The following is a 12,912-nucleotide window of genomic DNA, read 5'->3' as shown; positions in this document are numbered from 1 at the left end:
TCATATCAATCAGGGTTATAATGTATTTCAAAAAAGTTCTATATCTTAGAATGACTGCAAGTACTTCCAGCCCCCAGCTTCAGATTTCCTTATTCATTTACCTATCCTCCAGCCATGTAAAGAAACTATGCGTTTTTTCTTTATTGATCAAAAGTTTTTCAGGCGTTTCAATAGTAAGCTTCACCAGTATTTTACGCTGGAAATAATGCTCCATCTCTTTAATAGCTTTAAAATTAACCAGATACTGCCTGTTGACTCTAAAGAACTGTTTGTCTGAAACCTGTTCTGCCACCTGTCCTAAGGGTTGGGTAAGGGGAAACTGTTCTTTGGCAAATGTCACCAGATGTGTGATTTCATTATGGATGTAGAAATAGGCAATATCTTCCGTAGGAATGGTAGTATATTTCTGATTTTTAAAGACCAGGAAGCTGCTTTTACCGGCGGAAGGCTGACTGATTTTTTGGATGAGTGACTCCAGGTCAGGGAGATCGTTTTTCTGAAAGAATTTTTTCAGTTCATCCACTTTTCTCAGAGCTTCAGCAATGTCTTCCTTTGAAAACGGTTTTAAAACATAATCAACCCCCTTACTTTTAAAGGCATCCAGCATATACTGATCAAAGGCAGTACAGAATACCACAGGACAGGTGATTTCCACGGATTTGAAAATCTCAAAGGAAAGCCCGTCAGAAAGATGGATATCCATAAAGATAAGATCAGGTTTGATATCCTTTAAACCTTCAATGCTTGTTTCAATACTGTCGTAAACACCCAGGATCTTTGAGTCCGGCTTTAAGTCTGAAATTAAATTCTGCAGGGATTTTGCAGCCCTGAATTCATCTTCAATAATGATTATATTCATGGATTAATGGTAGTTTTATCTGGAAAGTTTTTTCGTCTGAATGAATGATGATATCTTTTTCCAGCAAGTGTTTGTAACGCATTTTAATATTGTCAAGCCCTACTCCCAGAGAATCTTCTGTATTCATTTTCCGCTGTATGGGATTTTCAATCACAATTTGGTTGTCAGCATGATAGATTTTGATGTGCAAAGGCTTACTTTGTGAAACGATATTGTGCTTGATACAGTTCTCCACCAAAAGCTGAAGCGTGAATGGCGGAATAAGGGTTGCATTAATTTCTTTTCCCAGTTCGTTGGTGAACTTAATTCCTTCTCCAAAACGGGCTTTCTGAAGAAAAAGATAAGCATCTACTATTTTCATTTCTTCCTGAACACTGATCAGATCCAGTTTTCTGCTTTCCAGCGTAAATCGGTAAAAATCTGAAAGCTTTACAATAAAATCAACTGTTTCCTCATCATGGGTTTCTGCCATTAATTTTAACGTATTCAAGCTGTTGAAAAGAAAATGCGGGTTGATCTGCTGCTTTAATAGTTCATACTGGGCTCCAAGATTATCACTTTTTACCTTTTCCAATTCAAGCTGTATCTGCTGTCCCGTATAATTGTTCTGAAGCAGCGTAAGAAACATATAGCAAACCAGGTTGATCAGAATTCCTCGTACTTCCACCATCAGCATCACCGGGCCGAAATTAATATGAGAAAGAATCAGCTGCTGAATCCATGCCAGCCCAAACATAATCACCATCCCAAAAGCCAATACGACCATCAATCTGGAATACGAGATATGCTGCCTGCGTTTTCCTGTACGGTTCAGCATATAAATGTTGATGTACCACATGATAATAGAAAAAGCTGCTGTAATTGCTGAGTTTACGGCTGCCTCTTTCCAGTTGAACTCATGAGAGGCCAGCTGAGGTACAGAAGATAAAACTCCAAGGAAAATAGAGCTTATCCAGATTATGGCAGGTGAGATCTTTATTTTTTGCTGTTGCATAAAATCTGCTGATTTGAAAAGGTTAAATTAATGTTTTTATTGAAATATTATGATAAATAGTGAAGCATAAATTTTTATTAAGGTCTGCTTACAGGACGATAGCTCATGAAATACTGAATTCTTTTTTCTTTATCAGGAGCACTGCTTTCCGACTGGTCATTTTTGATATCATAAGATATTTTTCCAAGATGATCAGCCTGAATAGTCTCTATACTTACCAATTCTCCGGTGATGGTTCCGCCAATATATTGAGGATTGTCGTGATATTTCCAGGTAACCAGTTTCATGACGGCACCAGCTTCCGGTGTCCGGCTCTCTTTTGACAAAGATTCCAGTGCTTTTTTGTTTCCATATAAGGCTGACATCGTTTCTTTCTTTGGATTTAAAGAATTGGAAATGAATTTGAGTGATCCCGGGTCAAAAACAACTCTCACAAGCCCATTATTTGTATCACTGTTTTCTTTGCTGCAGGCAGTAAGGGAAATAAGGCTTACCAATAAGATGAGTATGGTATTTTTCATTTTTTCTGTAAATTTTGAATTAATCTTTGGGTATTTACTTTCATGGGAACATCAAACAGATATCCTGTTTTTTCTGCAAGCTGTCTGTGGCAGGCAATGCAGGATTCTTTGGCAAAAGATGCTGTCTTTCCGGTTGGATGAAGGTCGTCTCCCGAGAATTTTGCAAATCCCCAGCCTTCCGTATCTTTATATTGCCTGGAATCTTTGACCATAAACTGTGCATTGATAAATTTTCCGGGCCTGATTTCTCCGTCAGGTAATTCCTGCTGTTTCCATACGGATTTTACAACAATACTTCCGTCCGGCCACGGGTGAAAGTTTTCTGTTTCTACAGCTTTTACCGCGATGTCATTTCCATAGATCACACGAATGGAATGATCAAACAGCGTACTCATACTGATTACTTTCCAGTTTTTAAAATCAGGTGTGTATTGAACTCCATTGGGAGAAACAGGAAATTTTGTTGATGCTGGAATAGGTACACTGGATGAGACTTGTAGTGCTTCAATCTTTTTCTGAGCAGATGTACTTCCTGAAGATAAAGAAAGCGTATATTTCTTAATGGTTTCAATATCTTTTTCTGTAATCTTAGCCGAAGGATGCAGAAGAGTATATTCATGGAGGGGCATTTTACCACTTTGCATCATATTGAGAATAGCATACATTTTTCCCTGATGATCAGCGGGAGAGTACTTTTCCCATTCTGAGAAGTTCAGCACTTCTCTGGCTCTTTTGATGTCTTTATTGACTGTCCAGGAAACAGGAGCAATTTTATCATACCAGCTTAGATTTTGTTGGTTGGAATGGCAGTTGAAACATGAGTTTTCAAGAATGCTTATGACTTCCCTTGGTGCTTCAATTTTTCCTGTAACCGGTTTTCCTTCCAGAGGTTTGCTGAATAACTGTAACCCTCCTAAGATTCCTAACATAACCAGAAATACTACAGCAATGGGACTTCTTTTTTCCTTTACGGTATCCATAATGAGTATTGTTTTTATTTTCTGATTCAAAAGTAGGTGGGTAATACATATTGTGAAACGGAAAACAGACCGGGTTGGACAAATCAAAAGGTGAACCCGGAATTTTTACCCCCGAAAATATACAAGGAAAATCCCGGCAATTGTTTTACCGGGATTTGGTGAAAACCATCATTTATAAAGTAATGCCACCGTCTATCACAATTTCGGTTCCGGTGACATAGCCGGAAGACTCGTTATCTGATAAATAGGTCACAAGTTTCGCGACTTCTTCAGCGGTTCCCATTTTATTGAGAGGAATCTGATCTATGAGATGGGTTTGAATGCTTTTCAAAGTTTCTTCATCCAACCCGGCCTTACTCATGATTTCGGTTTTTATAGGTCCTGGGCTTATTATGTTCACTCTGATCTTTCTTGGGGCTAACTCTGCTGCTGCTGTTTTTGCAATTGAGTTCAATGCTGCCTTGCTTGCCTGGTAAGCCGAACTGTTGGGTTTATAAGTAGAAGCGACTATGGAAGATAAAAAGATCACTGAAGCTCCGTCAGTCAATAAAGGAATGAATTTGCTTAAGGTGAAATAAGCTCCTCTGAAATTAATATTCATGACCTGATCAAAATTTTCGACATCCATATTTTCAATAGGTGTAAGACTTCCCGTAATGCCTGCATTGATAAACAGGATATCAGCTTTGCCAAATTGCTTTTCCACATCTTTTTTTAACAGGTCAATATCATCAAGATCAGCCTGGTCTGCAATGAACGGAATAGCTCCGAGTTCCTGAGCCGCTTTTTCCACGGCTTCTTTTCGTCTTCCGGTGATGATCACGGTTGCTCCTTCTGAAATAAGTTCTTTGGCTGCAGCGAACCCGATTCCGCTGTTTCCTCCTGTGACGATAGCCAGTTTGTTACTGAATTTTTTCATTGTAAAATTTTTTGACAAAGTTATTTCAAAATGGTATACTTTTGTAATCAGTATCACAGAGTATACCAATATCATTCATGATATCATTTAACTTTGCAACTATGGAAAGAGATCAGAACGAAGAACTTAGAGCCCTGCAGGATACCCTTTATTTTATCGGCGGTAAATGGAGAATTCCTGTAATCAATTCAATTTGTAACGGAAACAGACGCTTCAGGGAAATTGAGCGGAGTATTCCTGGGATTACCACCAGAATGCTTTCAAAAGAACTGAAAGATATGGAACTGAACAAACTGGTAAAACGTACAGTTTACCCTGAAACTCCTGTTTTAATAGAATATGAGCCCACAGAATATTGCAGGACTTTTGGAAAAATCATTATGGAAATGATTAACTGGGGTAGAGAGCATAGGAGAGTGATTGTGGAGGATAGGTGAGAGGTGGCAGATGTTAGGTTGCAGGGATTAGGGATTAGGGATTAGGGATTAGGGACGCGCGCCGACCTAGATAAGTAAATATGTGTTCAGTATTCCCCTCCTCCGGAGGGGTGGCAAAAATTCAAAGAATTTTTGACGGGGTGGTTTTACCAGTATACTTTTGACGGGTGGTTCCACAAAAAAAGCCCCTTAAAAAAGGAGCTTCTTGTTTATATCAGAACGGAAATTAGATTCCGTCAATAATTTCATTTAAAACAGTGCTTGGTCTCATGGCTGCATACGTTTTATACGTATCCGTTTTGTAGTAACCTTCAATGTTTTGAGGTTTACCCTGAGCACCGATTAATTCAGCATTGATGACTTCTTCGTTTTCCTGCATTGCCTGCGCAACAGGAGCAAACTGAGCAGCCAGTTCAGCATCAGCAGTCTGGTTAGCTAACGCTTCAGCCCAATACATTGCCAAATAGAAGTGAGAACCTCTGTTGTCAATCTGACCTACTTTTCTTGCAGGAGACTTATCTGTAGCTAAGAATTTGGCATTTGCCTCATCCAGTGCATCCGCTAAGACCTGAGATTTTGTATTTCCCTGAGTCTGTGCTAAATGTTCTAAAGAAGCCTGAAGTGCCAAAAATTCTCCCAGAGAATCCCATCTTAAATAGCCTTCTTCCAGGAACTGCTCAACATGTTTTGGAGCAGAACCTCCGGCACCTGTTTCAAATAAACCACCACCGTTCATCAATGGAACGATAGAAAGCATTTTTGCAGAAGTACCAAGCTCAAGGATCGGGAAAAGGTCTGTTAAATAATCTCTCAATACGTTTCCGGAAACAGAGATGGTATCTTTACCTTCTCTTGCTCTTTTAAGTGTTTCAGTCATAGCATCTTTTACATCAAGGATTCTGATGTCAAGACCTGTTGTATCGTAATCAGCAAGATATTTTTCTACTTTTTTGATGATCTCTCTGTCGTGAGCTCTTCCTTTGTCTAACCAGAAGATGGCAGGAGTATCAGATAATCTTGATCTGTTAACGGCTAATTTTACCCAGTCCTGGATAGGGGCGTCTTTAGTCTGGCACATTCTGAAGATATCATCTTTTTCTACTTTTTGAGAAAGAAGAACGTTTCCGGCTTCGTCCTGAACCTCTACAGTTCCGTCAGCAGATAATTGGAATGTTTTATCATGAGAACCGTATTCTTCAGCTTTCTGAGCCATTAAACCTACGTTCGGAACAGATCCCATTGTGGTAGGGTTTAATTTTCCGTGTGCTTTCATATCATCAATTACAGACTGATAGAAACCTGCATAAGAACGGTCTGGAATGATACAAACTGTATCTTCCTCATTTCCGTCTTTGTTCCACATTTTACCTCCGCCTCTTACAAGAGCAGCCATAGATGCATCAACGATGATGTCAGAAGGTACATGGAAATTGGTAATTCCTTTATCAGAGTTTACCATAGCCACTCTTGGTCCTTCAGCCAGCGCTTTTTCAATATCAGCTTTGATATCAGCTTCCTGAGCATTTCCTTTAATTTTTTCGAAAAGATCAGCAAGACCGTTGTTGGGATTGATGTCTAAGGACTTGAAAGTCTCAGCATACTTGGTAAATACTTCTTTGAAGAAAGTTTCAACAATAGCCCCGAAAATGATTGGGTCAGAGATTTTCATCATGGTTGCCTTAAGATGGGCAGAAAGAAGTACATTTCTTTTCTTAGCTTCTTCGATAGCTTCCTGAACGAATGCTTTTAATGCTTTTAAGTTCATTACAGAAGAATCGATCACTTCACCTGCCTGAAGACCGGCAAAATCTTTTAATACAGATTCAGAACCATCATTTCCTTTGAATACGATTCTGTATTTTGTAGCGTTTTCTAATGTTGTAGAAGTTTCTGTACCGTAGAAATCACCATTGTTCATGTGAGCTACGTCAGTTTTGCTGTCAGATGCCCAGTCGCCCATTCTGTGAGGGTTTGCTTTAGCATAGTTTTTAACAGCTTTTGGAGCACGTCTGTCAGAGTTTCCTTCTCTTAATACAGGGTTTACAGCACTTCCCAATACTTTGGCATATTTAGCCTTGATCGCTTTTTCCTCATCATTTTTAGGTTCTGCAGGATAGTTGGGAACTGCGAAACCTTTTCCCTGCAATTCAGCAATTGCTGCATCCAATTGAGGTACAGAAGCAGAAATGTTAGGTAACTTAATGATATTGGCTTCAGGTTTTGTTGCCAATTCTCCAAGCTCTGCCAAAGCATCACCGATTTTCTGTTCATCTTTTAAAAACTCAGGGAAGTTAGCTAAAATTCTTCCTGCCAAAGAAATATCCGGTACCGCGATTTCGATATCTGCTGATTTTGTAAAAGCTTTTACGATAGGTAAAAACGAGTGAGTAGCCAGCATTGGAGCTTCATCAGTAAGTGTGTAATAGATTTTTGATTTTTCTGACATTATACTGTTATTTTTTATTTGAAATTTTAAGTCCCACAAATTTAGTAAATATCATTGTTTTATTTGAGATATTTCCATAAAAAAAGAGGCTTGGCCTCTTTAATTTTATATCTGTGTAATTGTATAGCTTCCGGTTGCATCAATATTTATTCTAAAAATAATTGTATCATTTCAGATATAGAATCTTGGTAACTTAAAGTATCATTCTTTGAGATTAAGAACGGATAGATAATTCTGTTTGGAAACTGATAGGCAGGTGAAAAGTTTTATTTTCACTTTAAGATTAATTTAACCATAATAAGACCGGAAAAATTTTCTTTTTTGATTACATTTGAACAACTAAAAAAATAAGTATTATGTCAACGACAATCACTCTAAAAGGAAACGAAGTACATACAATAGGAACATTACCGGCTGTAGGAACTACTGTAAAAGATTTTGCACTGGTAGATTCAGGCTTAAATGTAAAAACACTTGAAACTTTTGAAGGAAAGAAAAAAGTATTCAATATTTTCCCAAGCATTGATACGCCTACCTGTGCTGCTTCTTCCAGAAAATTCAATGAAGAGGCCTCAAAACTTGACAATACAGTAATTATCAATGTTTCAAAAGATCTTCCATTCGCATTAGGAAGATTCTGTGCAGCAGAAGGATTGAATAATGTAGAAACACTTTCAGATTTCAGAAGCAGCTTTGGTGATGATTATGAAGTAACCATCGCAGACTCTCCTCTAAAAGGATTATTAAGCCGTGCTGTGATTGTTACAGACGAAAATAACAAAGTTGTATATACTGAGCAGGTTCCGGAGATTGCTAACGAACCTAATTATGATGCTGCTCTTGCCGCATTGAAATAATAAAAATAATTTTTGTAAAAAGCCTTGTGAATATTTTTGCAAGGCTTTTTTTGAATGTAAAATCTAATCTAATAACACCAAATGATGCAGGATAACTATAAAAAATATGGAGAACTCTTTCAGGTAGACTCAGATCATTTTGAAGAATTCTATGCTTTGCTTCATGATACAAGACTTTTGAAATCCGATTTTTTTCTGAAACAGGGAGAGAAATGCAGATATCTGGGCTTTATAAAGAAAGGGACTATCAGATGCTTTTATATCAATGACCAGGGTCGGGAAATCAATTTTGGATTCTATTTTGAAAATGAATTTTTTACGGATTATGAAAGCATTCTTTGTGATACCGTATCCAATATGAATATCCAGGCGCTGGAAAACTGTGAAATTTTGCTGCTGAGTAAAGATCATCTTCAGACTCTGTATAAAAAGGAAGCTTACTGGCAGCAATTTGGAAGAATGATGAGTGAAAAAATTTATCTGGATGCCAAAAAAAGAATCGATGATCTGTTGTGTTATTCCCCTGAAAACAGATACCTTAATCTTGTCAAAAAACAGCCTGCACTTTTCCATAAAATAGCTCAAAAACATATTGCCAGTTATCTTGGGGTAACAGAACAATCTCTCAGTCGTATCAGAAGCCGTATTGTTAATTAACTTAAGTTAACGTCTGCTGATCTTTTAAGGTGTAGCTTTATCATCATAAAATTTTAACACAATCATTATGGAACAAAAAGATTTAACCATTATTTTGGTACACGGAGCATGGGGAGACGGATCACACTGGCAATACATTATTCCTTCTCTTACAAAAGCAGGCTATAAGGTAAGAAGTGTTCAGAATCCACTGACTTCACTTCAGGACGATATTAATAAGACGAAAGATCTTATTGATGCCCAGGATGGGAAAGTACTTTTAGTAGGACATTCTTATGGGGGTGCTGTTATTTCAGGAGCCGGAAATCATGATAAAGTGGCCGGATTGGTTTATATTGCTGCTTTTGCACCTGATGCAGGAGACAGCCTGGGTTCACTTTTAGGAAGACGTGAATCTCCGGGAGGAGCAAGTATTTACCCTGATAACAAAGGTTTTTTATGGATTAAGTATGATGAATTTAAATCTGCTTTCTGCCAGGATTTAGATGATGAAAAAGCATTGGTAATGTCACTGTCGCAAAAACCTATTCATGGCCAGTGTTTTGGTGATGTAGCAGGTGAACCGGCTTGGAAAACTCGCCCAAGTTGGTATCAGATCTCATTGCAGGACCGAATGATCCCTGCAGAAACAGAAAGAGAAATGGCAGAACGTCTTGAACCCAAGAAAATAATTTCTTTAGATGCAGGACATGCTTCACTGGCATCACATCCTGAAGAAGTTACTCAGCTGATTTTAGAAGCGGCTGCTTCCATTTAATACAAGATATAATACAAAAATTGATAAAGCCCTGTGAATTTTTACGTAATTTCACAAGGCTTTTTTATGGAAAACCAATGTAAAATGGTAAAAAGAATCGTAGTCAATATTAAAACGCAAGATCTTTCCAGGGCGGATCAGTTTTATCATGACATTCTGGAACTGGATGTTTTGATGGATCATGGCTGGATTAGAACCCTGGGTAATGATGAAGAGTCAAAAGTTCAGATCAGCTTTGCAAATCAGGGGGGAAACGATACGGAAGTTCCTGATCTTTCCATTGAAGTGGATAATCTAGATGAAGTATATAGTAAAATGAAAAATGCAGGCTTTGAAATTACTTATGATCTTACTGATGAAGACTGGGGAGTACGTAGGTTCTTTGTTAAAGATCCATTCCATAAACTGATTAATATACTGTCTCACCAATAAAAAATGATAATGAAAGCAGATAGAATTATTCCGATACTAAGAATCTTCGATTATCAGAAAACAAAAGAATTTTATGTAGACTGGTTAGGATTTGAGATAGTTTGGGAACATTATTTTGACGAAAATACCCCCGTTTATATGGAAGTGAAAAGAGAAAACATCATTTTCCATTTGAGCGAGCACCACGGCGACGGTACCCCGGGAACAAGGGTTGCTGTCTGGGGAGAAGGGGTTCCGCAGTACCATAAAGAACTCATTGACAAAAAATACAAATACAATCGTCCGGGACTTGAGAAAACGTTTTATGGAGCTGTATCTTTTACGGTAATTGATCCTTTTGGAAATAAAATTACATTTGAAGAAGAATATGATGAAGCAAAACATAAAGACCTTGAATTTTTCTCCATTCATTGATTTCAAAGCAGAATAAATCTTACCGAATGTTGATTACAGTCAATAAAAATCCGGAATATTAAAGCTAATTTTGTAGAATGAAACGTTCAGGAACCACAGATTTACCCCTTCACTATGGCAAAGTACCGCCATGGCTGTATGAGCGTATGTCTGTGCTGGGGCTTTCCATTATTGAAGTAATTCTCATGGATTATGGTAAAGATGAGGTATTGCGCCGCCTGGCAGATCCGTTCTGGTTTCAGAGCTTCGGTGCAGTGATGGGAATGGACTGGCATTCATCAGGAATTACCACTTCCGTTATGGGAGCATTGAAACGTTCTATTAATCCCAATTCCCAGTCTTTGGGGCTGTATATCTGTGGCGGAAAAGGAAAGTTTTCCAGAGAAACACCATCAGAACTGATTAAAATTGCAGATAAAACCGGACTGAACGGAACAGATCTGGTGAGGGCCAGCAAGCTTTCGGCAAAAGTGGATAATACAGCCATTCATGATGGTTATCAACTGTATCTGCACAATTTCATTCTGTCAGATAATGGAAACTGGAGTGTTATCCAGCAGGGAATGCATGAGTCGGACGGAACAGCAAGGCGATATCACTGGCATTCCGAAAATCTCACCTCATTCGTAGAAAATCCCCATACAGGAATCAACGGAGTTTCAAGAGGCCGAATCCTTAATCTTACTGATGCTGAAGCTTCAGAAAACAGAAAAGGAATTCTTGATATTTCCCATACCGATTCAGCAGAAGTGATGAAAGATTTTGCAAGGTTGATTCTTCCTGCCCATCACGATGTTCAGGCTTCCGATGTAGACCTGAAGCGCTTGGGAGCACTTCTGTATGTAACCCGTGAGCAGCAGCCTCAGAATTTTGAGGATTTACTGATGCTGGAAGGTGTAGGTCCCAGAACCATGCAATCATTGGCTCTGGTAAGTGAAGTGATTCACGGGGCGCCGTCAAGATTTGCAGATCCCGCAAGATTTTCCTTTGCTCATGGAGGTAAAGACGGACATCCTTTCCCCGTTCCGATCAATACTTATGATGAAAGTATCAGCATTATCAGAAAAGGGATTGAAAAATCCAGACTGGGAAACTCTGATAAACTGAATTCCTTAAATAAGCTTCATCAGATCGTAACCAAGGCAGAAAAAGATTTCACCCCGGATTTTGATATTCAGCAGGTGATTGAAGAAGAAAGACAGAATTCATGGCGCTTTGGCGGGAAAACGATATTCGGTGATGCACAGAAACCAAACCCTCCCAAACCCATACAGCTTTCCCTGTTTTAAAAAAATATTTCCTGTAAAAGCTTACAATTACTGTATCGGCAGATAGTCATTCCCATCCTCCGGAGGGGTGGCGAAAATTCTTTGAATTTTTGACGGGGTGGTTAAAATAATTTGTTTTTTAAATGCCTGTTTAAAAAATCGGATTTACAAATACCTTCTATTTCAGTGTGGTATCTTCTTTTTTGTAAAAGTATTTATTGCTTTGTTTAATATTTTTTCTTTTTAATTCAATTAAAAATTTTATTTTTAAAGACTTAAAAAAATTGACACCAATGACCAATAAAGCCTTAGAAATCTGCTATGATTTTCCATTCTTTCTCCATGAAGAACTTGACGAAATATTTAAGGCTCATGAGAAGACATCCTTCCAGAAAGGAGATTTTATTCTTGAAGAAGGAAAAACAGCTAATGAGTACTATATTCTCGAAAGTGGGCTTGCACGTTCCTATGTGAATGATTTCAACGGAAACGAAGTAACCACCCATTTTTTTACAGAAAATGAGGTCATTATTGAGGTTTTGTCAATGTTTCAGCGGGTTCCCTCTCAGGAAAATATCGTTTGTATTACAGACTGTGAATGCTGGAGGATGGATTATGATACGTTTCAGGAACTTTTCCATAAAATTCCAAACCTTAGAGAATGGGGAAGATCATGGATGTCTCAGGAGCTTTTTGCCTACAAACAAAGATCTGTAGAAATGTTTACCCTTTCGGCAACCAAAAGATATCTTAATCTGCTGGAACAGAAATCCAAGGTCATACAATTTGCTCCTTTAAAACAGATTGCTTCCTATCTGGGTGTTACAGATACTTCTCTGAGCCGTATCCGTAAAGAAATTGTTTCCCATCCCAAGAAAATTTAAATCTTGCCCTATGGCAAGTTGATTATCATTACACCTTGGTAATTTTGGAGTACAGTTTAACACTAAAATTACAGAAAATGAAAGTCAATCAGATTTATGTCAACCTTCCGGTAAAAGATGTACAGAAAACAAAAGAATTCTGGACCAGGGTAGGTTTTTCAATTAATGAACAGTTCTCTGACGAGAAGGCAGCCTGTGTTGCTTTGAATGATACCATCTATGTCATGTTTCTGCAGGAAGATTATTTCATGTCTTTCACTAATAAGCCCGTTGCCAAAGAAAATACCAGCCAGGTTCTTGTGGCGGTAGGGCTAAACAGTCGTGAAGAAGTAGATAAAGTAGTGAATACAGCCGTAGAAAACGGAGCGTGGCAGCATGAGGAACCTCAGGATTACGGATGGATGTATCAGAACTCCTTCTGGGATCCGGACGGGCACGGCTGGAATATTACTTTTGCTGATCTGTCTAAAATGCCGATCGCATAACT

Annotated in this window: 15 protein-coding genes; 9 read left to right on the top strand and 6 right to left on the bottom strand. The window is 38.3% G+C overall.

Annotation, left to right across the window (positions count from 1 at the left end):
• Window positions 1–97 precede the first annotated feature (97 nt).
• The 5 genes from CRS_RS22980 to CRS_RS22960 form a co-directional block, all read right to left on the bottom strand.
• A complete protein-coding gene (locus CRS_RS22980; protein WP_142726284.1) occupies window positions 98–859 on the bottom strand; it encodes a LytTR family DNA-binding domain-containing protein in 762 nt (253 codons plus the stop codon).
• Window positions 840–1,853, bottom strand: coding sequence for a sensor histidine kinase (locus CRS_RS22975; RefSeq protein ID WP_142726283.1), 1,014 nt, complete (start codon window positions 1,851–1,853; stop codon window positions 840–842). Before CRS_RS22975 ends, CRS_RS22980 begins: the two co-directional genes overlap by 20 nt.
• A gap of 77 nt (window positions 1,854–1,930) precedes the next feature.
• Window positions 1,931–2,374 (bottom strand): hypothetical protein, encoded by a 444-nt coding sequence (locus CRS_RS22970; RefSeq protein ID WP_142726282.1) that lies wholly within the window; start codon window positions 2,372–2,374, stop codon window positions 1,931–1,933.
• Entirely contained in the window at window positions 2,371–3,354 is a 984-nt protein-coding gene (locus tag CRS_RS22965) for a heme-binding domain-containing protein (protein WP_142726281.1), read from the bottom strand. The genes CRS_RS22970 and CRS_RS22965 overlap by 4 nt, the downstream gene beginning before the upstream one ends.
• Window positions 3,355–3,526: 172 nt before the next feature.
• Window positions 3,527–4,273 (bottom strand): SDR family oxidoreductase, encoded by a 747-nt coding sequence (locus CRS_RS22960; RefSeq protein WP_172617140.1) that lies wholly within the window; start codon window positions 4,271–4,273, stop codon window positions 3,527–3,529.
• A gap of 101 nt (window positions 4,274–4,374) precedes the next feature.
• Between CRS_RS22960 and CRS_RS22955 the strand changes: the two genes are divergently transcribed.
• Window positions 4,375–4,710 carry a helix-turn-helix domain-containing protein gene (locus tag CRS_RS22955; protein WP_142726279.1) on the top strand — a complete coding sequence of 112 codons (336 nt, stop codon included), beginning with the start codon at window positions 4,375–4,377 and terminating at the stop codon, window positions 4,708–4,710.
• A 226-nt stretch (window positions 4,711–4,936) separates the two neighbouring features.
• Here CRS_RS22955 and CRS_RS22950 read toward each other — a convergent pair whose 3' ends face one another.
• Entirely contained in the window at window positions 4,937–7,156 is a 2,220-nt protein-coding gene (locus CRS_RS22950) for an NADP-dependent isocitrate dehydrogenase (protein ID WP_142726278.1), read from the bottom strand.
• A 356-nt stretch (window positions 7,157–7,512) separates the two neighbouring features.
• On the opposite strand from CRS_RS22950, the gene tpx reads away from it, so the two are divergent.
• From tpx to CRS_RS22910, 8 genes are all read left to right on the top strand, one after another.
• Complete coding sequence (tpx, locus tag CRS_RS22945) at window positions 7,513–8,013, top strand: thiol peroxidase (RefSeq protein WP_142726277.1); 501 nt, start codon at window positions 7,513–7,515, stop codon at window positions 8,011–8,013.
• Between the two features lie 81 nt (window positions 8,014–8,094).
• Window positions 8,095–8,670, top strand: coding sequence for a Crp/Fnr family transcriptional regulator (locus tag CRS_RS22940; RefSeq protein ID WP_142726276.1), 576 nt, complete (start codon window positions 8,095–8,097; stop codon window positions 8,668–8,670).
• Between the two features lie 67 nt (window positions 8,671–8,737).
• Window positions 8,738–9,427 (top strand): alpha/beta hydrolase, encoded by a 690-nt coding sequence (locus CRS_RS22935; protein WP_142726275.1) that lies wholly within the window; start codon window positions 8,738–8,740, stop codon window positions 9,425–9,427.
• Window positions 9,428–9,511: 84 nt separating this feature from the next.
• On the top strand, window positions 9,512–9,859 hold the full coding sequence (locus CRS_RS22930) for a VOC family protein (protein WP_142726274.1): 348 nt from the start codon (window positions 9,512–9,514) through the stop codon (window positions 9,857–9,859).
• Window positions 9,860–9,868: 9 nt separating this feature from the next.
• Complete coding sequence (locus CRS_RS22925; RefSeq protein ID WP_142726273.1) at window positions 9,869–10,273, top strand: glyoxalase superfamily protein; 405 nt, start codon at window positions 9,869–9,871, stop codon at window positions 10,271–10,273.
• 77 nt (window positions 10,274–10,350) lie between these two features.
• Window positions 10,351–11,562 carry a DUF763 domain-containing protein gene (locus tag CRS_RS22920; protein ID WP_142726272.1) on the top strand — a complete coding sequence of 404 codons (1,212 nt, stop codon included), beginning with the start codon at window positions 10,351–10,353 and terminating at the stop codon, window positions 11,560–11,562.
• Window positions 11,563–11,834: 272 nt separating this feature from the next.
• Window positions 11,835–12,425 (top strand): Crp/Fnr family transcriptional regulator, encoded by a 591-nt coding sequence (locus tag CRS_RS22915; RefSeq protein ID WP_142726271.1) that lies wholly within the window; start codon window positions 11,835–11,837, stop codon window positions 12,423–12,425.
• Window positions 12,426–12,502: 77 nt separating this feature from the next.
• The gene (locus tag CRS_RS22910) at window positions 12,503–12,910 is read left to right on the top strand and encodes a VOC family protein (protein ID WP_142726270.1); all 408 of its coding nucleotides are present in this window, start codon (window positions 12,503–12,505) and stop codon (window positions 12,908–12,910) included.
• Window positions 12,911–12,912 lie beyond the last annotated feature (2 nt).

This window comes from Chryseobacterium sp. ON_d1 (assembly GCF_006829085.1).
Classification (GTDB): domain Bacteria; phylum Bacteroidota; class Bacteroidia; order Flavobacteriales; family Weeksellaceae; genus Chryseobacterium.
This window is presented reverse-complemented; position numbering and strand designations above follow the sequence as displayed.

Excerpts from the sequence above, each read along its gene's own strand:
- CRS_RS22960 (WP_172617140.1), bottom strand. The coding sequence starts at position 4,273 with ATGAAAAAATTCAGTAACAAACTGGCTATCGTCACAGGAGGAAACAGC.
- CRS_RS22935 (WP_142726275.1), top strand. The coding sequence starts at position 8,738 with ATGGAACAAAAAGATTTAACCATTATTTTGGTACACGGAGCATGGGGA.
- CRS_RS22970 (WP_142726282.1), bottom strand. The coding sequence starts at position 2,374 with ATGAAAAATACCATACTCATCTTATTGGTAAGCCTTATTTCCCTTACT.
- CRS_RS22915 (WP_142726271.1), top strand. The coding sequence starts at position 11,835 with ATGACCAATAAAGCCTTAGAAATCTGCTATGATTTTCCATTCTTTCTC.
- CRS_RS22975 (WP_142726283.1), bottom strand. The coding sequence starts at position 1,853 with ATGCAACAGCAAAAAATAAAGATCTCACCTGCCATAATCTGGATAAGC.
- CRS_RS22925 (WP_142726273.1), top strand. The coding sequence starts at position 9,869 with ATGAAAGCAGATAGAATTATTCCGATACTAAGAATCTTCGATTATCAG.
- tpx (WP_142726277.1), top strand. The coding sequence starts at position 7,513 with ATGTCAACGACAATCACTCTAAAAGGAAACGAAGTACATACAATAGGA.
- CRS_RS22965 (WP_142726281.1), bottom strand. The coding sequence starts at position 3,354 with ATGGATACCGTAAAGGAAAAAAGAAGTCCCATTGCTGTAGTATTTCTG.
- CRS_RS22910 (WP_142726270.1), top strand. The coding sequence starts at position 12,503 with ATGAAAGTCAATCAGATTTATGTCAACCTTCCGGTAAAAGATGTACAG.
- CRS_RS22920 (WP_142726272.1), top strand. The coding sequence starts at position 10,351 with ATGAAACGTTCAGGAACCACAGATTTACCCCTTCACTATGGCAAAGTA.
- CRS_RS22980 (WP_142726284.1), bottom strand. The coding sequence starts at position 859 with ATGAATATAATCATTATTGAAGATGAATTCAGGGCTGCAAAATCCCTG.
- CRS_RS22955 (WP_142726279.1), top strand. The coding sequence starts at position 4,375 with ATGGAAAGAGATCAGAACGAAGAACTTAGAGCCCTGCAGGATACCCTT.
- CRS_RS22940 (WP_142726276.1), top strand. The coding sequence starts at position 8,095 with ATGATGCAGGATAACTATAAAAAATATGGAGAACTCTTTCAGGTAGAC.
- CRS_RS22950 (WP_142726278.1), bottom strand. The coding sequence starts at position 7,156 with ATGTCAGAAAAATCAAAAATCTATTACACACTTACTGATGAAGCTCCA.
- CRS_RS22930 (WP_142726274.1), top strand. The coding sequence starts at position 9,512 with ATGGTAAAAAGAATCGTAGTCAATATTAAAACGCAAGATCTTTCCAGG.